23 protein-coding genes and 1 other RNA gene are annotated in these 21,081 nt (G+C 39.4%); 16 read left to right on the plus strand and 8 right to left on the minus strand.

The window, feature by feature from the left end:
- Nucleotides 1-149: 149 nt before the first annotated feature.
- Nucleotides 150-302: a hypothetical protein gene (locus tag H0W64_00690; protein MBA3660227.1), complete on the minus strand. Its 153-nt coding sequence runs from the start codon at nucleotides 300-302 to the stop codon at nucleotides 150-152.
- Between the two features lie 540 nt (nucleotides 303-842).
- On the opposite strand from H0W64_00690, the gene H0W64_00695 reads away from it, so the two are divergent.
- From H0W64_00695 to H0W64_00720, 6 genes are all read left to right on the plus strand, one after another.
- A complete protein-coding gene (locus H0W64_00695; GenBank protein MBA3660228.1) occupies nucleotides 843-2,846 on the plus strand; it encodes a hypothetical protein in 2,004 nt (667 codons plus the stop codon).
- A 172-nt stretch (nucleotides 2,847-3,018) separates the two neighbouring features.
- Complete coding sequence (locus tag H0W64_00700; GenBank protein MBA3660229.1) at nucleotides 3,019-4,188, plus strand: outer membrane protein transport protein; 1,170 nt, start codon at nucleotides 3,019-3,021, stop codon at nucleotides 4,186-4,188.
- A gap of 79 nt (nucleotides 4,189-4,267) precedes the next feature.
- Complete coding sequence (locus tag H0W64_00705; protein MBA3660230.1) at nucleotides 4,268-5,080, plus strand: metallophosphoesterase; 813 nt, start codon at nucleotides 4,268-4,270, stop codon at nucleotides 5,078-5,080.
- A 256-nt stretch (nucleotides 5,081-5,336) separates the two neighbouring features.
- Nucleotides 5,337-5,627, plus strand: coding sequence for a hypothetical protein (locus H0W64_00710; GenBank protein MBA3660231.1), 291 nt, complete (start codon nucleotides 5,337-5,339; stop codon nucleotides 5,625-5,627).
- A gap of 48 nt (nucleotides 5,628-5,675) precedes the next feature.
- Nucleotides 5,676-5,969, plus strand: a complete 294-nt coding sequence (locus H0W64_00715; protein MBA3660232.1) for a metallophosphoesterase — start codon at nucleotides 5,676-5,678, stop codon at nucleotides 5,967-5,969.
- A complete protein-coding gene (locus tag H0W64_00720) occupies nucleotides 5,966-6,205 on the plus strand; it encodes a hypothetical protein (GenBank protein MBA3660233.1) in 240 nt (79 codons plus the stop codon). The genes H0W64_00715 and H0W64_00720 overlap by 4 nt, the downstream gene beginning before the upstream one ends.
- An 88-nt stretch (nucleotides 6,206-6,293) precedes the next feature.
- Here the strand turns inward: H0W64_00720 and H0W64_00725 are convergent, their stop codons facing one another.
- The 4 genes from H0W64_00725 to smpB all read right to left on the minus strand — a co-directional run bounded on the left by H0W64_00725 (nucleotide 6,294) and on the right by smpB (nucleotide 8,190).
- Complete coding sequence (locus H0W64_00725) at nucleotides 6,294-6,485, minus strand: hypothetical protein (protein MBA3660234.1); 192 nt, start codon at nucleotides 6,483-6,485, stop codon at nucleotides 6,294-6,296.
- Between the two features lie 297 nt (nucleotides 6,486-6,782).
- Nucleotides 6,783-7,193, minus strand: a transfer-messenger RNA (tmRNA) gene (gene ssrA / locus H0W64_00730).
- A gap of 84 nt (nucleotides 7,194-7,277) precedes the next feature.
- Nucleotides 7,278-7,661, minus strand: a complete 384-nt coding sequence (locus H0W64_00735) for a hypothetical protein (protein ID MBA3660235.1) — start codon at nucleotides 7,659-7,661, stop codon at nucleotides 7,278-7,280.
- Nucleotides 7,662-7,722: 61 nt separating this feature from the next.
- Entirely contained in the window at nucleotides 7,723-8,190 is a 468-nt protein-coding gene (smpB, locus tag H0W64_00740) for an SsrA-binding protein SmpB (GenBank protein MBA3660236.1), read from the minus strand.
- Nucleotides 8,191-8,389: 199 nt separating this feature from the next.
- On the opposite strand from smpB, the gene H0W64_00745 reads away from it, so the two are divergent.
- Together H0W64_00745 and H0W64_00750 are read left to right on the plus strand one after the other, a co-directional pair.
- Nucleotides 8,390-8,827: a type II toxin-antitoxin system RatA family toxin gene (locus tag H0W64_00745; protein ID MBA3660237.1), complete on the plus strand. Its 438-nt coding sequence runs from the start codon at nucleotides 8,390-8,392 to the stop codon at nucleotides 8,825-8,827.
- A complete protein-coding gene (locus H0W64_00750) occupies nucleotides 8,814-9,110 on the plus strand; it encodes an RnfH family protein (protein ID MBA3660238.1) in 297 nt (98 codons plus the stop codon). The genes H0W64_00745 and H0W64_00750 overlap by 14 nt, the downstream gene beginning before the upstream one ends.
- Here the strand turns inward: H0W64_00750 and H0W64_00755 are convergent.
- Complete coding sequence (locus tag H0W64_00755) at nucleotides 9,107-9,415, minus strand: outer membrane protein assembly factor BamE (protein ID MBA3660239.1); 309 nt, start codon at nucleotides 9,413-9,415, stop codon at nucleotides 9,107-9,109. The genes H0W64_00750 and H0W64_00755 overlap by 4 nt on opposite strands.
- An 83-nt stretch (nucleotides 9,416-9,498) precedes the next feature.
- Here H0W64_00755 and fur point away from each other — a divergent pair, with 83 nt between their 5' ends.
- The gene (gene fur, locus H0W64_00760) at nucleotides 9,499-9,906 is read left to right on the plus strand and encodes a ferric iron uptake transcriptional regulator (protein ID MBA3660240.1); all 408 of its coding nucleotides are present in this window, start codon (nucleotides 9,499-9,501) and stop codon (nucleotides 9,904-9,906) included.
- Nucleotides 9,907-9,918: 12 nt separating this feature from the next.
- Here the strand turns inward: fur and recN are convergent, their stop codons facing one another.
- Complete coding sequence (gene recN / locus H0W64_00765; protein ID MBA3660241.1) at nucleotides 9,919-11,583, minus strand: DNA repair protein RecN; 1,665 nt, start codon at nucleotides 11,581-11,583, stop codon at nucleotides 9,919-9,921.
- A 15-nt stretch (nucleotides 11,584-11,598) separates the two neighbouring features.
- The gene (locus H0W64_00770; protein MBA3660242.1) at nucleotides 11,599-12,474 is read right to left on the minus strand and encodes an NAD(+) kinase; all 876 of its coding nucleotides are present in this window, start codon (nucleotides 12,472-12,474) and stop codon (nucleotides 11,599-11,601) included.
- A gap of 170 nt (nucleotides 12,475-12,644) precedes the next feature.
- Between H0W64_00770 and grpE the strand changes: the two genes are divergently transcribed.
- The 7 genes from grpE to glmM all read left to right on the plus strand — a co-directional run bounded on the left by grpE (nucleotide 12,645) and on the right by glmM (nucleotide 21,079).
- A complete protein-coding gene (gene grpE / locus H0W64_00775; protein ID MBA3660243.1) occupies nucleotides 12,645-13,196 on the plus strand; it encodes a nucleotide exchange factor GrpE in 552 nt (183 codons plus the stop codon).
- Between the two features lie 68 nt (nucleotides 13,197-13,264).
- A complete protein-coding gene (gene dnaK, locus H0W64_00780; GenBank protein ID MBA3660244.1) occupies nucleotides 13,265-15,238 on the plus strand; it encodes a molecular chaperone DnaK in 1,974 nt (657 codons plus the stop codon).
- 89 nt (nucleotides 15,239-15,327) lie between these two features.
- Nucleotides 15,328-16,449 (plus strand): molecular chaperone DnaJ, encoded by a 1,122-nt coding sequence (gene dnaJ, locus H0W64_00785; GenBank protein ID MBA3660245.1) that lies wholly within the window; start codon nucleotides 15,328-15,330, stop codon nucleotides 16,447-16,449.
- 54 nt (nucleotides 16,450-16,503) lie between these two features.
- Entirely contained in the window at nucleotides 16,504-16,974 is a 471-nt protein-coding gene (gene greA / locus H0W64_00790) for a transcription elongation factor GreA (protein MBA3660246.1), read from the plus strand.
- On the plus strand, nucleotides 16,974-17,612 hold the full coding sequence (gene rlmE / locus H0W64_00795) for a 23S rRNA (uridine(2552)-2'-O)-methyltransferase RlmE (GenBank protein MBA3660247.1): 639 nt from the start codon (nucleotides 16,974-16,976) through the stop codon (nucleotides 17,610-17,612). Before greA ends, rlmE begins: the two co-directional genes overlap by 1 nt.
- Nucleotides 17,613-17,787: 175 nt before the next feature.
- The gene (locus H0W64_00800; protein MBA3660248.1) at nucleotides 17,788-19,716 is read left to right on the plus strand and encodes an ATP-dependent metallopeptidase FtsH/Yme1/Tma family protein; all 1,929 of its coding nucleotides are present in this window, start codon (nucleotides 17,788-17,790) and stop codon (nucleotides 19,714-19,716) included.
- 25 nt (nucleotides 19,717-19,741) lie between these two features.
- Nucleotides 19,742-21,079 (plus strand): phosphoglucosamine mutase, encoded by a 1,338-nt coding sequence (gene glmM / locus H0W64_00805; protein ID MBA3660249.1) that lies wholly within the window; start codon nucleotides 19,742-19,744, stop codon nucleotides 21,077-21,079.
- Nucleotides 21,080-21,081: the final 2 nt, after the last annotated feature.

The following is a 21,081-nucleotide window of genomic DNA, read 5'->3' on the forward strand; positions in this document are numbered from 1 at the left end:
TAGGATACTGACTAGATACCTTAAATATTTGATCAATTTTGCTCAATATTAACAGTATAGAAAAATTTGAGAGGCAGTAGCTTCCTTTACTGCGCTACTGCTGAAAGCGTGCGCATTGTATTTTAATTGGATTTGCAATAAGTAGTTTGTTAATTTTGCGGCGCAGTTTCTATTAAAACCTGTTGTAGTTGTGCTTCACGGTAGTATGAAAAAAACAGTGGCATGGCTAATACTATTAAAATAACAACCAGCCATTTCCAAAGCTGCATACGTTTGCGTTTTTCTTCATGATGTTTTTTCATTAATAATCCTTAAATTAATTCCAATTGATAGAAGATATCCTGGTGGATTAGTAAAAGATTTGAAATGCCAAAGCTCTGGCTTACACCGCTAACCCATTAATGATAGTATTTGGTTTACCTGGTAGAAAAAAGAGAAAAATTGGATTGCAGGCTTCCAGACTTATCGGCCGTATAAATCACAAGGCATCAGGGCTTAGCGAAAAAATTTAAAATCTATCAGGAAAGCCCATTTCAACGGAGAGATACCTATCTCCTTAAGTGGGCGAAGTATGGAGTTTTTCTAGTAATTAAAAAATTGTGATTCTTTTTATTACTTAAGAAATATTGGTCATCGTTATCCATCAACTTATTTGATAATACAAATTAAAAAAAACTGAAAGTTGTTAATATATTATTAACTCTAGAAATGAGAGTATTTTGTTTAGTGGCAGAGGGGGCATTCTAGTCTTAACACAGCCAATATTAAGATTCTCTTAATTGTGTCTTAATTTTATAACCGTATAGTGTGCTCCAATTATAACTTAATCATAATGGTGCACTGTGTTAGAAAGATCACAAAAAAATAATACATTTATTTCTAATCAGATCAAAGATTTAGAAGCAAATTTTAATAAAAGCGGATCTACACCCGAATTTTTTAGTGAAATAGAAGAATTGATTCTTAATCTGGGGTCAGAAAAAAACTTGTCGAAGTATCATGACGTGCTTGCACTTTATGAGAAAGCAAAAGACAGGGCTGCTAACTGTGCAACAGAGACCGCTACTTTTGCTTTCTGCCAAGTTGCCAATGCTCAGCGTCCTGATTTTGAGATTGATTTCCTCCAAAAAGATTTATTGCCTCTTACTGATGATTTAGCATTAGTTAAGTTTATTGAGAACAGGCGCTTTGAATATAAAAATATGAAGCCTGAAGATATTAAAGGAAAATTGGAGCATCTTGTCAGGTTGGGTTATATCAGTAAGCAGATCTTTACTCATATCATGAGCCAGAATTCCTCCGCTGAAGTTTTTAATAACGAGTTTAAGAGTTTGCTTGCACAAATTAGTATTGAAGAAATGGCTCAACAAAAAATCAAGGTTTTAGAGCAAATTAAAAATTTAAACAATGATAAGCTTAGCGAGTTTAAACAGAAAATTATGCTGATTTCTGAACCTGATCTTTCTATATTGGAGGAAATAATTAAACGAATAGCAAATGATGAACATATTGATCTAGAAAATTATTCAGATTCAATACTCCAGATTTTGCTTAACATTATCCCCAATTTAAGCTTAGGACAATTATCACCTCCAAATTTAATCAATGTATATTCAGCACGGTTGAAAGACCAAACAAAAAAACTAGATTATATCAGTTGTATTACGAACGCATGTAATAGCAATTTACATAACCAAGCTTTGTGCGATCAAATTGATTTACTTAATTTTTACATAACTAATAATGAAAATGTAGAAAATGCGTTCAGTGATTTTGTTCGATATTTATTAAATCGAGAAATACCCAATCAATTTGATGTGAATAGTCGGTCTTGGCAGCAATATGCTGGCCTCTATAATCATATTACTCAAAGTATTACTGCTGATATTAATAATCAAATTTTTACTTCTGTCACCAAAGCATTAATGGCATGCGAACGATATATAGCGTATTTGCAAGCTTATCTTGATGTTAATGATTTTTTCAACGCTTATGCTACTTATAATGTTTTATACATGATGCCGGACAAACTTTTTGGTGGAAGCGACCGACCCAATCTGTCAGTGCCAAGTCGCGCCATTATGAGTAAGGTTGAAGTTTTATTTGATATGACACTCAATTTTCAGAAATATAACCATCATATTAGTACACTTCAACAATACCTACCAATCCCATCGATAGCATCTCAAACCTTAGAATTTTGCGAAGTTGGTAATGGCAAAGAAAATCTTGGTAATTTCTGTTACTCTGTCTGTAAACAAATAACATTGCTGCAACAATTTGCTGATTTACAGACTAGAGCAAGTAAGACCATCCAAGATTCCATGTCCGACTTTGCAAAACTCGGACATCAAGGGTTCATGACTAGCATTCAAGACGAACCAAAGCATGATCCTAATAATAATAATCATGTTACAGTAGACTTCACAGCCAGAAAAAAAGCACTAAAAACTTTAGATAAAGAGTCCATCAAAAAAGTTCATAAAGTGATTGGTTATATTTATGCGCATGATAAATCTCTGTTAAAGTCTACTATTGGAGGCAATCACTCGAAATTTTCAAAATATTTTTCTCTACGGTTTTATAAATCTCGACCGATACAAAAAAAAGAAGATGTGTCCTTAACATCGAAATCAGAACGGCCCAGTTTATCAAGAACATTGAGTCAATATTGGATCCGAAATACCTATACTAATTTGGATGATTCGAATCACTCAAGTAGGGTGCAAGAAAATAGAGCTTACGAAGAACCCAAATGCGCGAAACAAACGCCTGATAAGGGTCAAGAAAATGATTCAAATTTATCTGCAAATGTGGTGAGAGAGCGAAGGCCAACTTTAGGATGATCATATATTCCTAAGTTAATGCTCGGGAATTACATCAGTTACAAGAGCGATGTTAACTTGCTAATATTTTGTTATGCTAATCATCTTATAGGTAAAGCGGGAAGTCAGGATGACTTTGAAATGGATAGGAAGAAGGATTATCAAGCTCCCTAATTTTCTATTTGCGTGCTTGATGTTATTGTCATTGACCGCCTATGGTTCTTTCATTGAATCGACATTAGGGACCGCTGTAGTTAATGATGCAACAGCAAGTTATTTCAATCCAGCTGCTTTAGTACTTTTGAAAAATCCTCAATTTATTCCTCAAGAAACATTTGCCCATTTTCACACTCAATTTACGGGTCGCTCTACACTCTTGGCTACTAACACATCTGAATCGGGTCGTTCGAGCTCAAATACTGGGGTTCATTCTCCTTCATTTTATTTAGGTGTACCGGCGACAAGCAACATTGTGGTTGGCCTTGCTATAGTATCTAACGCTGCTAATCGAAACGCGGAAGAAAATTCAATTCTTCGTTACGTTCAAGCCAATAATACTATTCAAGACTATGATGTGGTGCCAGCCTTAGCTCTTAAAATAAATGAATTTCTTTCAATAGGCGCGGGGGTCAATTTTTCATATGCAAAGTTTAATGCGCAGCCTATTATTGGATTTCCCGGTTCTAACATTGCCGATAGCCAAAGCAGTAATAAAAGTGATGGAAGCGGTCTGGGCTTCAATGCTGGTTTTTTATTTAAAGCAAGTCCAACTACGCTTCTCGGATTTAATTATCGCAGTATGACAACTTATGGTTTGAGTGGAACAAGTATTTATGAAGGGAATCCACGTGTAGTTTCAAACAACTATCATTTTAAATTACGCACACCAGCCCGTAGTGTATTTTCAATCAACCATTTCTTTACTGACAAATTGGGATTAATTTCTACGATTCAATATATTCAATGGAGTGCCATTACCCAAGTGCATGTGTACGGTGTTGCAAATTTGTTAGGAACGCAGCCAACTATTTTAAATGGCAGTATTCCTTATTATTTGCGCGATACATGGTTGGCAACACTGGGTAGTCATTATCGTATTACACCTAAATGGGTGTTGCGTCTTGCCAGCACTTTCAGTCAATCAGCTGGCAATCCTCATTACCAAATTGATACCGGCGATAGTATCGTTGTTGGTGCTTCCATGGGTTATGAAATAAATAAAATGATTACAATCGATGGAAGCTATGCTCATGTCTTGATTCAAAATGAAAATATAGCTATAGCTGGTCCGCGCTATATCATTCAGGGTGTAAACAAAGGCTCGCGCGAGGCGGTTTCATTGAAATTGACATTTAATTTATAAAATTAATTCAATGAATATAAATTAGCATTCCATTTTATAAAACAAGTAATAGTAATCGCGACGAAAGGATAATGCGTTTATGAAACTCGCATGGTTGACCGATATTCACCTTAATTTTATTGATCAAGATGCCCGACAAAAATTTTACCAAGACATTATTCATTCTGAATGTGATGGTGTTTTAATCAGTGGCGATATTGCCGAAGCACCCTGCGTCGTCGATATTTTAAATGAGATGGTGGACTACATCAGTAAGCCAATTTATTTCATCTTGGGAAATCATGATTATTATCGTGGTCAAATCCAAGCTGTTCGTGATGCCATGCTTACGATGATGCATCTGCAAATACATGATCAATTATTCTGGCTACCGGGCGCTGGTATCCAACAATTAAATAATAATACAATTTTACTGGGTCAAGATGGTTGGGCAGACGGGCGACTCGGTAATTATCAAAATAGTCGAATTTCGCTTAACGACAGTCGTATGATTGCTGACTTATTTCAAGAGAAAATTCTTGGAAAATTCCACTTATTCGAAAAAATGCAGCAGTTAGCAGATGCAGACGCTATCCTTTTACAGAATAATTTAATTCAAGCCATTAGCAAAAATCCAAAAAAAATAATTGTGTTAACGCATGTGCCGCCCTTCAAAGAAGCTTGCTTACATAATAAAAAAATAAGCGACGACGATTGGCTACCTTATTTTAGCTCAAAAGTTGTGGGCGATGTATTAATGAAAGTTGCAGAGGAAAATCCAGCCATTGAATTTTTAGTCTTATGTGGTCATACCCATAGCGAAGCTCAATTTCAGCCGATAAGTAATTTAAGTGTTGAAGTCGGTGAGGCCGAATATGCTAAACCTAAAATTCAAAAAATTATCTTTGTTTAAACCTGCGCCAGATGGGTAGCTATTAATCTCTACTTTATGAATGCTACTGTTTTAATTTTGCAGCTTCACTCGCCCTTAGGAACTTAGCTCCAATTAGATTAATGAAATGGGAGTTCTGTGAAACAAGGGTTTAAGTTTGATAAGGCAACTCATGATTTACACAACGCATAGATTAGGATTATACACTCCTCTAATTGGATTAATGATAATCGTTTTATTAATGCGTGATGCTTTGCTTTTAAGATAGCATCGATTTATGGACAGGATTTTTCAGTTAGCCGGTTACTTTTCTTTTGAGTTTGCATACAATCCCATGACTGTTTTTAGTGAAAATGTTTCTGGTGATAATAAATATCATAAACAAACAACATTGATGGATGGTACCGTGAAAATTATCCAAATAACTGATACGCATCTATTCGCTGATGATGAGCTGAATATGTTCGGTGTGAAGAGTAATGTTAAATTTAAAGAGGTAATCGAAAAATTCATTCATGAAGATAGCCATGATGCAGATATGATTTTTCTTACAGGTGATTTATCGTAAGATGAAACGGCAGAATCTTATAAAAAGATTACTGAACATATTTCACCTTTGAATATTCCAGTTTATTGGATACCAGGGAATCATGATGATCTTGGTCAATTAGAGGCGGTTTTTAAAAAGGCTAAAAATTTTAATCGTGAGACACGCTTATCTTTACCTGGTTGGCATCTACTATTTCTTAATACTAAGATAGATGGTCGTGATGACGGACAATTATCTCAATCAGAATTAAATATGTTAAGAAATGAGCTTATCATAGTTCCTGTCGATAAAAAAATAGCCATTGTGATGCATCACCATCCTGCTCCTGTGGGTACTCCACTATTGATAATTATATTTTGAAAAATAATAAAGATTTTTGGGATATTGTTACAGGAACTAAAGTGGAGCTTATTATTTGTGGTCATGTGCATGGAGATTATCGGTTTAAACATAACAATATTATGATTGAGTCATCACCAGCGACTTGTCTTCAATGGCAAAAGGGATCTACAGATTTAAAAACAGATAAGAAAATAGGGTATAAAATTTATCATTTTGATCGAGATGGTTATACAGCAACTGCTAAAATTTGGTAGATTAATGAAGTTAGCCAATAAAATATTACAATTATTCAAAAAAATTAAACCTCGATGTCTTTTATCATTAGACAGTCAATTTTATAATTTACCGCAAAAAACCATCGTTTATCGTTTCAAAGTATTTGGGGAACATATTTGCAGTAACAACATAGGTATATTTCGTTTTGTTTATTTCAAAAAAAACAAAAAAAACAAGTTCCGGCAACTCAAACCTGTCATCCGCTTGTTTTAATTGTAAAAAAGCAACGCATTTTTTTATTTTTTCATTAGCTTTCATCGGAATTGTCTCAACTAAGCTTAATTGATTTGTTAATCACTATTCCTAATTTATTAATTTCACCTAATATACAGTCAAAGTCAGGTTGTTCTCCGTAATAAATTTTATTACTAAGCAGGTAGCCCGGGTGGAACGCGAAGCGTGTAACCCGGGAAAGCCTTAACTATCTATTCAGTTCAGTCAATCCCAGCAAGTAACCTGAGGTGAAACGCAGTCCCAACCCGGGTTACGCCGGATAAGAATAAAAAGGGCCTTCTTTTCAAGGCCTATTGGATGTGAGATGTATCTGACTGAATTTGGTGGAGGCGGCGGGAATTGAACCCGCGTCCGCGAATCCTCTACTCTCGGATCTACATGTTTATCCTGTCTTTAAGTTTGGCTGCTTCTTCCCTGACAGGAAAGCGTTAAAGCAGCGAGCCCTCTTTATTTAGCAATCAGGTCTCAGGCAGACCAGATTGCGAGCTTATATAATATGACCATCCGCCATTTGCTTTCGCAAACTTGCCGATCGTATAAGCACAATCGGTGGATGGGCTGCGCCGGTTTTTAGGCGGCTAACAGTTCTTCTTTAGCAAAGAAGTTTCTGTCGTTAACAGCGATGCGTTTTGAATTGGCATCTATATGGTTTGTAACATTTTTTACGAGGGTAGTTACGTCCTCGACATGCACCTTAAGCTTTGCAACCCACGTCGAAACCAGGTCGCCCCCAAGAAAAGTATAATTGATTAAATAAGAAAATTATTAAATCAACCTTTGCATGGTATGCATTAAAGGACTTAATTTCAAGTTATCTTAACGGGTGAGGGGAAGCGGGTAATCAGCAGGGGCGCCGGGGATATTTTTTCGTTTGGCTAATACTTGCAACGTCCCTTTTTGCAGTAACAACCTTAAGGCAATAGGGCAAAAGAAATAATTTTTTCTGGCCTTGCAGGTAAAGCTTTGTTCACCGCCCGCATTTTGAATGATAGCTTTTACAGAAGAATTGGAAGTCATAGGATTTTTGAAATTGATATCCAGCAACATGACCTTAATGCCATTTTTTTGAGGAATGACTTCGGTATGGAAAGCGCCCGGCATGCGTATGTAGCCTTGATGGGGGCCGGGTGTGTTTTCGCCATGACCAAAAGCCGAATGGGATACAAGTAAAAGGAATAGCCATTTGCAGAAGAAATTCATGCCATCTCATCCATTTGATAACTTAGCTAATTTAGCGTTGATAGCCAAATATAGCAAATACTTATCCTTTTTTAAGGATCCGGGCTTTTTCTCGTTGCCAATCTCGCTCTTTAAGGGTCGCACGCTTATCATGCTCCTTCTTACCTTTGGCAAGTCCTATTTCCATTTTGACACGGTTATCTTTCCAATAGAGTGAAAGAGGAACCAGGGTATAACCCTTTCGTTCAACATTCCCTATCAATTTATTTAATTCTTTTTTACGGAGCAAAAGTTTTCGAGAACGTTGCGGATCTGGATTGATATGGGTCGAAGCAGTATTGAGGGGATTAATGAGCGCGCCAAAAAGCCAAGCTTCAGAATACTTAAGTAAGACATAGCTTTGATCCAGTTGAACGCGACCAGCGCGTAAACTTTTAACTTCCCAGCCTTCCAAGACAAGGCCGGCTTCAAAACGGTCTTCAATAAAAAATTCGTGTTGAGCTTTGCGATTGACAGTAATGCTTGTGTCTGATTTTTGTTTATTTTTCATCTGTGATATATATACTCATGAATTTTTAACGCCATGGTTTATCGGTGCATGGGTTGCCATGAGATTTTCAATTGCCCCATTTTGCGTGAACTTTGCATGATCTTCAATCGAAATACTATAATAAACCGTAAAAATTTAGTAATGGATCATCCTTGGGCTTTGTCAATTCTAAAATAAGTCAGTTCGGTTAAAGGATCTTATGAATACGTTGCATCGAAATGCTATCGTTCCTTACTCAAATCGCCAAATGTTTGAGTTGGTTAACAATATTGAGGATTATCCTCGTTTTTTACCATGGTGTCAGTCAAGCAAAATTTTAAGTCGTACTGAACATGAAGTGATCGCTTCGTTAGAAATTAATTGGAAAGGCATTCACAAAACTTTTACTACGCGCAATATTTTGCACCCTTTCGATCGCATGGAAATTTGTCTCGTTAATGGCCCACTCAAGCATCTTGATGGTATTTGGCATTTTCAATCGCTTGACGTCAAAGCGTGTAAAATTATCTTAGATTTAGAGTTTGAATTTGCAGGTGGGCTAATTGATCGATTTTTTCAGCCTGTGTTTCAGCATATAGCTAATACTTTAGTTGAGGCTTTTTGTAAACGAGCGACTGAGCTGTATGGCAAAGAATGACATGATTATTGTTGAGGTGGCGTATGTAACGTCTGCTCAACAATGCTTGGTTGCATTGAAAGTGACGCAAGGGTGCACCATTCTTGAAGTCATTAACCAATCGGGTATTTTAGAGAATTTTCCTCAATTGAAACAGGGGTGCCTACAAGTTGGTATTTTTAGCAAACGCTGTCAGCTTTCGGATCGGGTCAGAGCCTTCGATCGCATCGAAATTTACCGTCCGCTCTTAATCGATCCTAAAGAGATTAGACGAAAAAAGGCTCTGCAAAATCAGAAAATTTAAGTTTGGGTCTCATTGATTTCGCGAAGAATATTGTTATTAAAGATGCAATCAACGCGTTTTACATGCATTTTTTGATATCCTGTTTGAAAAGTGTAAACGTATGACATGTGCGAAGGCGAAAACAAATTAATCAGGAGAGGGTTACCCATAACCGCTTTAACTTGTTGGACACTCATGCCAGTGTGTAGGCGTGCAACGTCCCGCTCAGTAATAATGTTGCCTTGTTCAATGTCCATTTTGTGAACGCGCAAAAAGCAACCGGATAAAAAAAGCGTTGCTAAAATAATACAAATAATTTTATTCATGTAAAATGACTCAACTAAAGATTTGGCGTCATTCTAATGGAATTTAATGTGATAACAAAGGATATGTAACAGAGGAGTTGATTTTGGATCATTCCAATTTAAAAAAGGCTGGCCTTAAAAGCACGGTACCTCGTCGAAAAATCTTAGAAATCTTAGAGCGTGAGAAGACCCAGCACTTAAGTGCTGAAGATATTTATCGCTTATTATTAGACTCCGGTGAAGAAATTGGATTGGCAACCGTTTATCGGGTTTTGACACAATTCCAAGCTGCAGGGCTTGTGGTTAGACATAATTTTGAAGGTGGCCAATCTGTTTTTGAATTGGATTTTGGGATCCATCATGATCATTTGGTATGTGTAAAGTGTGGTCAAGTTGAAGAATTTGTGGATGAAGTGATAGAAGCAAGACAAGAGCATATTGCTAAACTCGCAGATTTTACCATTACGGACCATAGTTTAAATATTTATGGCATTTGTAGTAAATGTCGTTAGGGATAACCTGATTTACATGCCATAAAGTAACTCTTTCGCGTGCGCTAAGGTTTTTGAGGTAATTTTTTCCCCACCTAACATCCGGGCGATTTCAGCGGTTTTTTCTTCATTATTTAAAAATCGCAAGTGTGTGTGCGTGCGTGTATCGATAAAACGTTTTTCTACCAATAAATGATGATGTCCAAAGGAGGCCACTTGTGCTTGATGGGTTATACAGAAAACTTGAAAGCCTTCACCTAACCTTCTTAACAATTGCCCAATCTGGTGTGCGGCTGCGCCACTTAATCCTGTGTCAACTTCATCAAAAACGAGGGTTGGAATGGATGTTTTTTCAGCTAATGCTAAATGTGCAGCAAGACTTAAGCGCGAAAGCTCGCCGCCTGAAATAACTTTACTTAAAGGTTGTAAAGTTTGATCGGGATTCGTTTTAATTAAAAAAATAATTTTTTCCAATCCATGCTGGGAAAAAGATTCTTGGTCTTCTTCAAATAGAATTTTAAATTCAGCATGCGGTAAGGAAAGTGAACGAATCGTATTTGTTATTTCTTTCTCTAAACGTAAAGCGGCTTGCCGTCGTTTCGTGCTTAATTGGCTGGCTCGTTTAATATAATCCTTTTCAACAACGTCACAGGCATCTTTTAATTGTTGTAATTTGCTATCGCTATTAATTAAAAGATTCAATTCTTCATTCATTTCTGCTGCGAGACGCATCAAATTTTGCGGTGCTGTTTTATGCTTGCGGGATAAATCATGAATGCGGCTTATTTGTAACTCTACACGCTCCAATTCTTTCGGATTAGCCTCACAATCATTGAGCGCATGATTCAATTCATTTTCTAAATCAGTTAAACAAATAAGCGCTGTATCAATGGATTGAACCCACTGAAGCGCAATAGGCTGAAAGCGGATGATTTGTTCCATCAATTTTTTAAGATCTGAAAGCTTACTTAAAATGGCTCCATCGTCTTGCGAAAGAAAGACTAGACTTCCTTGCAGATCGCGAATTAATTCTTCCGTATGGCTCAAACGCTTATGATCAATTTCAAGCTTTGCCCATGCTTCGGGTGAAATATGGAGTGCGCTTAATTCTTGTAATTGAAATTGTAGATAATCACGTCGTAAGTGTTGGTTTGTTTGTTGAGCAGTTAATACTTCCATTTGCTTAATTAAATCGCGCTGTTGTTCAGCTGCGTGCTTGACATCTTGAGCAATTGGAAGTAAGTCCCCATAACGATCTAAAATATCGCGTTGCGCATCTGCTCGGAGGAGGACTTGCTGTTCATGCTGTGAATGTAAATGAAATAACATTTCACCTAAATCTTTTACGAGTTGCAAAGGTTGCGGCGTGCCATTTACATAACTGCGTGAGCGTCCATCACTTGTGATGACGCGTCTAATGATACATTCATGTGTATCAAGTAATAAATCAGCATTGTTTAGTAACGTAATAACATTCGGAAAAAGTTTAACGTCAAATGACAAAGCAATTTCTAATTTATCTTTACCTGTTCTAATTAAATTTCCCGAAGCTCGCGCGCCAAGCGCAAGCTCAATGGCTTCAATAAAGATGGATTTGCCAGCACCCGTTTCGCCCGTTATAACTGTGCTACCTGGGGATAATTGTAATTCTAGTTCTTCAATGGTTGCGAGATTGCGAATGTGAATTTGGGTCAGCATAGACGATGATTCCAATTAATGGAGTTTATGTCCCCAGTGAAGCTTGCTGCGCAATGTTTCATAATAATCATAACCCACGGGGTGAATAAGATTTAAGCATTTCTCTTTTTTCGCGATGCGAATTTTTGTCCCAGGGGGGGTTGAGATGAAAGCTTGTCCATCACAAGTCAACCTAGGGATAGCTGTATTGGTTGGTGATATAGCAATTGTAATAACATGATTTCCTGCAATAACTAAGGGACGGATACTCAATGAATGCGGAAACATAGGCACAATTTCAATCGCATCAAGTTGAGGGTGCAGTATTGGGCCGCCTCCAGAGAGGGCATAAGCCGTAGACCCTGTGGGCGTTGCAATGATAACACCGTCTGAATTTTGACTACAAACAAACTGATCATCAATGTAGATTTCAAACTCATTCATGTGCGGGACACTGTCCGGGATGAGGGCTACTTCATTTAAAGCGGCACTTTGACCTAGCGTCTTCCCTTCATGCGTGACTGTGGCAGAAAGTAGAAATCTTTTTTCTAGTCTAAAGTTCCCATCCAGAATATCTTTAATTTGTTCTAATTTTTTAGGGTGAATGTCTGTTAAAAATCCTAAACGACCCCGATTGACGCCTAATACAGGTGTACCATAATCAACCACTGCATGTGCAGCTTGCAACAAACTACCATCCCCACCTACAACAATCACAAGCTGGGAAACCTCCCCCAAAGTATCACGTGCCGCGCTAGGTAAATTTAAACGCTGCAAGGCTTGCGCTGTTTCTGCTTCAACAATTAAAGGTTGGTTGAGTGTTTGAAGATAATGGATCAGTGTCTCAACCGTTTCGATAACCCCTGGGTTTTTAACCCTGGCCATTATTCCTACTACCTTAAATTGGGACATGGATTATTTCCTATTATTTCTTCAATACATTAGATCAAATAAAGATTAATTCATAGCCTTTACGCTGGACTAACGGACTTGAAAAGATTGAATTATCCGCTTGAATCTCGATATTTTGTCCCAATATGAAGGTAATAATTGCTAAACTGGACAGAAGATAGGAGCCTTGTATGCCTAAACGGCCTCATAATGAACCCGAAAATGACGAAATCGAATCAGGCGAGAAGCCATCTCCGCTCCTCACCCATCCTTCTTATGAAGAACTGATGCAAAAGTTAGAGGAAGCGGAACAAAAATCTAACCAACATTGGGAACGCATATTGCGGATGCAAGCGGATAATGAGAATTATCACCGCCGTACTGAGCGTGATATAGCAAACGCTCATAAGTATGCTTTAGAAAAATTTGTAACTGAGCTTTTGCCTATCATTGATAGCTTGGAACTTTGTATATCAAGCGAGGCGCCAAAAGAAGCAAAAGCTATTCTTGAAGGGGTCGAGCTCACTTTAAAAATGTTTTATACCGCGCTTGAAAAATTTGGCATTGTGCAAATCAATCCGTTAAATAAACCGTTTGACCCTGAGCATGAGCAAGCTATTTCCATGCAATACAATCCTAAGGTTAAACCTGGAACCGTCGTGGGCGTTCTGCAAAAAGGTTACCTTTTAAATAACCGTTTGGTAAGACCGGCTCTTGTGATTGTTTCAAAAAACGAAGAATAAGCTAAATAGATATTGAAAAATCCTGAAACGCCCTTATGTGTAACACATAGATTATGACGGAGAAGAACATGGCAACGAACAAAATCATAGGCATAGATTTAGGCACTACTAATTCTTGCGTCGCAGTAATGGAAGGCGACAAGGTAAAAGTTATTGAAAATGCAGAAGGTGCTCGTACGACCCCTTCAATTGTTGCTTATCTTGATAATGGTGAAATTCGGGTCGGTCAGCCGGCGAAGCATCAAGCAGTCACCAATGCAAAAAATACCATTTATGCAGTTAAGCGTTTGATCGGTCGTCGCTTCGAAGAAGAAGTCGTTCGTCGCATGAAAGAAACAGTGCCCTATGATATTGTTCGTGCTGAGAATGGTGACGCGTGGGTCAGGGTATTAGGCAATAAAGATTTAGCTCCCCAACAAGTCTCCGCTCAAATTTTGATGAAAATGAAAAAAACAGCTGAAGATTATTTAGGTCATGAAGTAACAGAAGCGGTGATCACAGTTCCTGCTTATTTCAACGACTCGCAACGTCAAGCAACTAAAGATGCTGGACGTATCGCTGGCTTAGAAGTCAAAAGGATCATCAATGAGCCGACAGCTGCAGCGCTCGCTTTTGGTATGGATAAGAAGCCTGGTAACCGTAAGATTGCTGTCTATGATTTGGGCGGCGGTACATTTGATATCTCTATTATCGAAATTGCTGAAGTCGATGGTGAACATCAATTTGAAGTATTATCTACCAATGGCGATACCTTCTTAGGCGGTGAAGATTTTGACCAACGCCTCATGAATTATTTAATTGATGAATTCAAAAAGTCATCCGCTATTGATTTGCGTAACGATCCTCTAGCGTTACAACGTTTGAAAGAAGCAGCTGAAAAAGCCAAGATCGAGCTTTCTTCAACGCAACAAACCGAAGTTAATCTTCCTTACATTACTGCTGATGCCAGTGGTCCAAAGCACATGAACATTAAAATCACTCGTGCCAAGTTGGAATCCTTGGTGGAAGATCTCGTTCAACGAACTGTTGAGCCTTGTAAGATTGCCTTAAAAGACGCAGGTGCTGATACAGGCCAAATTGATGACGTTATTTTAGTTGGCGGCCAATCACGTATGCCGTTAGTGCAAGAAACTGTACGTAAAATCTTTGGTAAAGATCCGCGTAAAGACGTTAATCCTGATGAAGCGGTGGCTATGGGCGCGGCAATTCAAGGCGCGGTCTTATCCGGTGCAATTAAAGACGTTTTATTATTAGACGTTACACCACTCTCCCTGGGGATTGAAACCATGGGTGGAGTTATGACAAAGCTTATTGAAAAAAATACGACCATCCCAACACGGGCTTCGCAAGTGTTTTCAACCGCTGCAGATAATCAAACTGCCGTTACGATTCACGTTTTGCAAGGCGAACGTGAAATGGCGCAAGCGAACAAATCATTGGGCCGTTTTGACTTAACAGATATTCCACCGGCGCCCCGTGGTATGCCGCAAGTTGATGTTACTTTTGATATCGATGCCAATGGTATTTTGCATGTTTCAGCGAAAGATAAGGCTACAGGCAAAGCGCAATCTATTAAAATCCAAGCTTCTTCGGGATTGAGTGAAGATGAAGTGAAGAAAATGGTAAGAGACGCGGAAGAACATGCAGCCGACGATCGTAAGTTCCATGATCTAGTGACAGCACGTAACCAAGCCGATAATTTAATTCATGGCGTGACTAAATCCATGCAAGAGGCGGGTGACAAAGTAACTCCTGAAGAAAAGTCTGCGATTGAGAAAGAAATTCAATCATTACAAGAAGCAATGAAAACCGATAATAAAGATGAGATTGAAGGGAAGACTAAAGCGCTGACCGATGCGTCTTCGAAAATGGCAGAACGCCTTTATGCGCAAGGTCAAGCTGAACAACAACAATCTTCTCAACAGCAGCAACAACAACAGCCGGGTGAAGGGGCGCAAGACAAACCTTCCCAAAAACAAGGTGAAAACGTTGTCGATGCTGAATTTGAAGAAGTTAAAGATGATGAAAAGCGAGATTCATAACTCTTAATTATTTAGTCTATAAAAAGTGGCAGCTCAGGAATTTGCTTTCCTGAGCTCCCTTTTTAATTTAAATTTAGTGAAATATAAATATGAGTAAGCGCGATTACTACGAGACGTTGGGCGTAACCCGCAACGCAAGCGAAGAAGAAATTAAAAAAACTTATCGTCGCTTAGCAATGAAACACCATCCTGATCGTAATGCTGATGATCATACTTCTGAAGAGAAGTTCAAACAAATTAAAGAAGCATACGAAGTTTTATCCAATCCTCGTAAGCGTGCGACGTATGATCAATTTGGTCATGCCGGCATGGAAGGAGGCGGCGGTTTTGGGGGCGCTGGTGGCGCGGGCGGGATGAATTTTGGTGACATCTTCGGTGATATCTTTGGCGATATTTTTGGGGGTGGACGCGGCGGGCCTGCGCGCGGATCGGATTTATTTTTTACGCTGGAAATAACACTCGAAAATGCAGTTTTTGGCAAAACAGCAGAAGTTTCTATTCCTACACTTATTCATTGTATAGACTGCCGAGGAAGCGGTTCCCGTCCAGGAACAACCCCCGTAACGTGTGGGGATTGCGGTGGTCATGGTCAAATTCGCATTCAGCAAGGCTTTTTCTCAGTTCAACAAACCTGTCCAACATGTTATGGGAAAGGTAAAGTGATCCAAAGTCCTTGTCCAAGTTGTCATGGACATGGGAGGCGCAAACAAAATAAAAAATTATCTGTCAAGATTCCGCCTGGTGTTGATACCGGGGATCGAATTCGCTTAAGTGGTGAAGGAGAAGCAGGTGATACGGGAGCGGTTGCAGGTGACTTGTATATTCAAATTCAAGTTCAACCTCATCCCTTATTTGAACGCGATGGCAAAAATTTATATTGCGAAGTACCCATAAGTTTCACAACTGCAACACTGGGTGGTGAACTTGAAGTTCCAGCTTTAAACGGAAGAGTAAAATTAAAAATTCCTGTTGAGACGCAAACGAATAAAGTATTCCGCATTAAAGGGATGGGCGTACCTTCTGTACGAGGCGGGGGACAAGGCGATTTAATGTGTAAAGTTCAAGTTGAAACACCGGTAAATTTAACTGCTAAACAAAAGGAATTGCTACAACAGTTTGAAAAAACCATGTCAGCGAATAACAAACATAATCCTCGTTCTAGCTCGTGGTTTAATAAAGTCAAACAATTTTTTGATGACATGAAGTTTTAGCTAATCAACTTTAAATTAATTAAACAGTGGTAAACCACGTAGAGGTTATTCGCTATGCAAAAAATACCTATGACGGTTGTGGGTGCGGAAAAGTTGCGAGAGGAGTTAACCCGTTTAAAACAAACGGAGCGTCCCAAAATTATTAACGCTATAGCTGAAGCTCGGGCACATGGTGATTTGAAAGAAAATGCGGAATATCATGCAGCAAGAGAGCAGCAGAGCTTTGTTGAAGGTCGTATCAAAGAGATTGAATCTAAGCTTTCGAATGCTCAAACCATTGATGTTACGCAAATTGAAAATACCGGTAGAGTCATTTTTGGTACCACTGTCGTCCTTGAAAATAATACGGGTAAACTTCGTTATAAAATTGTGGGTGAGGATGAGGCAGACATCAAAGAAAATATGATTTCAGTTACTTCTCCCGTGGCGCGTGCCCTCATTGGAAAGTTTGAAGGTGATAGTGTTGAAGTGAAGACCCCTGAAGGTACGACTGTTTACGAAATTATTGAAGTAGCCTATCTCTAATGGCAAAAAGAAGAAGCAGCAGCGGTCGTTGGCTGCAAGAACATTTTTCTGATCCCTTTGTTAAAGAAGCTAAAGTAGCAGGTTATCGTTCTCGTGCAGCGTTTAAGTTAATTGAAATTCAAGAGCGTGATCGTATATTCAAACCGGGAATGATGATTGTCGATTTAGGCGCGGCACCGGGTGGCTGGTCACAAATTGTTACACGTTATATCAAACCCCGAGGACGAGTTATTGCAATTGATATCTTACCCATGGAAGCATTACCTTCTGTTGAATTTATGCAGGGCGATTTTACAGAAGAAAATTTTGTTACCGACTTACTAAGTTTTCTTGGGGTAACAGAAGAGAAGCATCCAGTTGATTGGGTTATTTCTGACATGGCTCCCAATATGAGTGGCAATGAAAGTGTCGATATTCCGCGATCTATGTATCTTGCTGAATTAGCATTAGAATTTGCTTTGCAAGTGCTTCATCAAGAAGGGGGTTTATTGATCAAAGTCTTTCAAGGTGAGGGCTTTGATCAATTGATTTTAGATATTAAACAATCGTTTAAACAAGTTTCGATTAGAAAACCAAAAGCCTCACGTTCACGATCAAGAGAAGTGTACGTTGTTGCGAGCATGAGAAAGGTTAAATAAAACGCGTTTTAATCTTTTTGCTGCAAAAAACTGCTGATTTGAGTCGTGCTAACGCTCATTTCTAGTTTCTAACCGGTAGATTATGTATCATTAATGAATACGCAAAGAAGAATTACCCGTTTGTTTTAAAGAGGCCACCAACGTGAATGACGCAGTAAAGACGATACTTTTGTGGATGGTCATCGGTATTATTCTTATCTCGGTTTTTAATAACTTCGGGCCAAAGCGCGAGACTGAAGAACGAATTAGTTATTCAGCTTTCCTAAATGACATTAAACAGGGGAACGTGCGCTCTGTAACTGTCACTGAACAAAATGTTACCGGTACGTTCCAAAACAATAAAGCTTTCACAACCTATCTTCCCATGCGACAAGATCCAGCGCTTTTACAATCAATGATTGATAAAGGTGTTGTGATAAAAGGTAAGCAACCCGATCAACCAGGATTATTGGTTCATCTTTTAAATTTACTACCCTGGATTTTCTTGTTTGCGATTTGGATTTATGTTTTACGCCAACAATCGGGTGGCGGCAAAGGAGGCGCTTTTTCCTTTGGTCGTTCACGGGCTCGATTATTAAATGCAGATCAAGTAAAAATTACATTTGGTGATGTTGCAGGATGTGAAGAAGCAAAAGAAGAAGTGAAGGAGCTTGTCGATTTTCTAAAAGATCCAAGTAAATTTCAACGGCTGGGCGGTAAAATTCCCCGCGGCGTCTTACTCATAGGACCTCCAGGGACAGGTAAAACTTTATTAGCTAAAGCAGTAGCCGGTGAAGCCAAAGTTCCCTTCTTTACTATTTCTGGTTCAGATTTTGTAGAAATGTTTGTTGGTGTGGGTGCCTCACGTGTTCGCGACATGTTTGAACAAGCCAAGAAACAAGCACCTTGTATTATTTTCATCGATGAAATCGATGCGGTAGGGCGCCATCGTGGTGCAGGATTGGGCGGTGGACATGACGAACGAGAACAAACTCTTAACCAATTACTTGTGGAAATGGATGGCTTCCAAGGTAATGAAGGCGTGATAGTGGTTGCCGCGACTAATCGTCCGGATGTATTGGATCCCGCATTGTTGCGACCTGGTAGGTTTGATCGCCAAGTGATTGTCGGCTTACCGGATGTTCGTGGTCGAGAACAAATTTTGCGTGTCCATAGCCGCAAAGTCCCCATCACCGATGATGTTGATGTAAGCGTCATTGCGCGTGGAACCCCGGGATTTTCGGGTGCAGATCTCGCTAATATTGTGAACGAAGCTGCACTATTCGCAGCACGATCCAACAAACGTGCTGTCGATATGGAAGATTTTGAACGTGCGAAAGATAAAGTAATTATGGGTGCAGAACGTCGTTCGATGGTGATGTCTGAAGAAGAAAAGAAATTAACGGCTTATCATGAAGCAGGGCATACCATCGTTGGTTTGTGCGTTCCAGAGCATGATCCCGTCCATAAGGTCACCATTATTCCGCGTGGTCGCGCATTAGGTGTCACGATGTTCTTACCAGAATCCGATCGATACAACCACACTCGTGAATACTTAGAAAGTAAAATTTCTACCTTGTTTGGCGGCCGTTTAGCAGAAGAAATTATTTTTGGGATGAGCAAAGTAACGACTGGTGCTTCCAACGACATTCAAAAGGCAACTGAAATTGCGCGTAACATGGTTACGAAGTGGGGATTATCAGAGAAGATTGGTCCTTTGACGATTGGTGGTAATGATGAAGAAGTCTTTTTAGGCCATTCCATTACGCGTCATAAGGAAGTATCTGAATCCATGTCGAGTATGATTGATGCTGAAGTAAGAAGTATTGTAGGTCGTAATTATAAACGGGCTGATCAAATCCTAAAAGAAAATATCGATAAGTTGCATATAATGGCAACGGCGCTCGTTAAATATGAGACGCTTGATCTCCATCAAATTCACGACATTATGGCCAATCGTCCTGTTAAAGAACCGGCAAATTGGCGTGCCCGTGATGCCAAACATCACGAAACGGTGGTTCCTGAGCGTCCTGGTATTGTTATTGGGCCAACGCCAGATGATCAAATTAAATTAGGTGATGAAAACAAAGGAACGGCATCGACAGATGGAACAAGTGTTAGCTGATAAAAGTTCGAAAACGTCACATAAAATGCGACGTTATTTTGGCACTGATGGAATTCGGGGGCGTGTCGGTATCTGGCCAATTACGCCAGAATTTGTTTTAAAGTTAGGATGGGCGGTAGGTAAAGTCTTAGCCAGACAAGGCAATGGCAAAGTTTTAATTGGCAAAGATACCCGAATTTCTGGCTATATGTTTGAATCCGTCTTAGAGGCAGGTCTATCAGCCGCAGGCATTGATACCCATCTACTTGGCCCTATGCCTACCCCTGCCATTGCTTACCTTACACGGACACTGCGAGCCCAAGCCGGTATCGTAATAAGCGCCTCACACAATCCCTATTATGACAATGGCATCAAGTTTTTTTCAGCCCAAGGTACAAAATTACCTGATCATTTAGAAGCGGCGATTGAAGAACAACTAGAACAACCCATGACTACAGTGGATTCTGCAGAGCTTGGGAAAGCAATCCGTGTTGTTGATGCGCCGGGTCGTTATATTGAATTTTGTAAAAGCACAGTTTCTTCTGACATGATTTTAACGGGCCTTAAACTTGTCGTAGATTGTGCGCAAGGTGCTTCCTATCATATAGCTTCGAATGTATTTCGTGAGCTTGGCGCTGAAGTCATCGAAATCGGTGTTGAACCCAATGGACTCAATATCAATTTAGATTGTGGCGCAACTTATCCCGAAATGTTACGCCAACGCGTTCTCGAAGAACAAGCAGATTTAGGCATTGCACTGGATGGCGATGGTGATCGTGTAGTCATGATCGATCATCAAGGTACGATTCTTGATGGCGATGAGTTGCTTTACATCATCGTAAAAGATCGCGTTTTAAGCGGTGCCTTAAAAGGCGGGGTCGTGGGGACTGTAATGTCTAACCTCGGTTTTGAGCAAGCCTTAAAACAATTAGGCTTAGATTTTGTACGCGTACCAGTTGGTGATCGACATATTATGAGTGAATTAATGAAGCGATGTTGGCATTTGGGAGGCGAGCCTTCTGGTCACATTGTGTGTCTAGCAACGACAACAACTGGCGATGGTATTATTACTGCATTACAAGTTTTAGCAGCAATGCGACATCGCGATCAAAGTCTTGCTACGATCCGTCAAGGCTTTACTAAATACCCGCAAACCTTACTCAATGTTAAACTGAGCCGCTTGGACTGCTCCATTGATAAAGTACGCATTACTGAAGCTGTGAAAGCTGCTGAGGCTGCCTTAGGATTGAAGGGCCGCGTACTGTTGCGTAAGTCTGGTACTGAGCCACTAGTTCGGATAATGGTCGAGGGAGAAGATGGGCCACATGTACAACAATTAGCAGAACAGTTGGCTAAGGTTGTAAGAGCCGAGTTAGAAGCTTAAAG

Source organism: Gammaproteobacteria bacterium, assembly GCA_013816845.1.
GTDB lineage: Bacteria > Pseudomonadota > Gammaproteobacteria > DSM-16500 > DSM-16500 > Aquicella.

Coding starts and splice junctions, on each gene's coding strand:
- H0W64_00690 (MBA3660227.1), bottom strand. CDS start 302: ATGAAAAAACATCATGAAGAAAAACGCAAACGTATGCAGCTTTGGAAA.
- H0W64_00700 (MBA3660229.1), top strand. CDS start 3,019: ATGTTATTGTCATTGACCGCCTATGGTTCTTTCATTGAATCGACATTA.
- H0W64_00705 (MBA3660230.1), top strand. CDS start 4,268: ATGAAACTCGCATGGTTGACCGATATTCACCTTAATTTTATTGATCAA.
- H0W64_00710 (MBA3660231.1), top strand. CDS start 5,337: ATGGACAGGATTTTTCAGTTAGCCGGTTACTTTTCTTTTGAGTTTGCA.
- H0W64_00725 (MBA3660234.1), bottom strand. CDS start 6,485: ATGAAAGCTAATGAAAAAATAAAAAAATGCGTTGCTTTTTTACAATTA.
- H0W64_00735 (MBA3660235.1), bottom strand. CDS start 7,661: ATGAATTTCTTCTGCAAATGGCTATTCCTTTTACTTGTATCCCATTCG.
- smpB (MBA3660236.1), bottom strand. CDS start 8,190: ATGAAAAATAAACAAAAATCAGACACAAGCATTACTGTCAATCGCAAA.
- H0W64_00745 (MBA3660237.1), top strand. CDS start 8,390: ATGAATACGTTGCATCGAAATGCTATCGTTCCTTACTCAAATCGCCAA.
- H0W64_00750 (MBA3660238.1), top strand. CDS start 8,814: ATGGCAAAGAATGACATGATTATTGTTGAGGTGGCGTATGTAACGTCT.
- H0W64_00755 (MBA3660239.1), bottom strand. CDS start 9,415: ATGAATAAAATTATTTGTATTATTTTAGCAACGCTTTTTTTATCCGGT.
- recN (MBA3660241.1), bottom strand. CDS start 11,583: ATGCTGACCCAAATTCACATTCGCAATCTCGCAACCATTGAAGAACTA.
- H0W64_00770 (MBA3660242.1), bottom strand. CDS start 12,474: ATGTCCCAATTTAAGGTAGTAGGAATAATGGCCAGGGTTAAAAACCCA.
- grpE (MBA3660243.1), top strand. CDS start 12,645: ATGCCTAAACGGCCTCATAATGAACCCGAAAATGACGAAATCGAATCA.
- dnaK (MBA3660244.1), top strand. CDS start 13,265: ATGGCAACGAACAAAATCATAGGCATAGATTTAGGCACTACTAATTCT.
- dnaJ (MBA3660245.1), top strand. CDS start 15,328: ATGAGTAAGCGCGATTACTACGAGACGTTGGGCGTAACCCGCAACGCA.
- greA (MBA3660246.1), top strand. CDS start 16,504: ATGCAAAAAATACCTATGACGGTTGTGGGTGCGGAAAAGTTGCGAGAG.
- rlmE (MBA3660247.1), top strand. CDS start 16,974: ATGGCAAAAAGAAGAAGCAGCAGCGGTCGTTGGCTGCAAGAACATTTT.
- H0W64_00800 (MBA3660248.1), top strand. CDS start 17,788: ATGGTCATCGGTATTATTCTTATCTCGGTTTTTAATAACTTCGGGCCA.
- glmM (MBA3660249.1), top strand. CDS start 19,742: ATGCGACGTTATTTTGGCACTGATGGAATTCGGGGGCGTGTCGGTATC.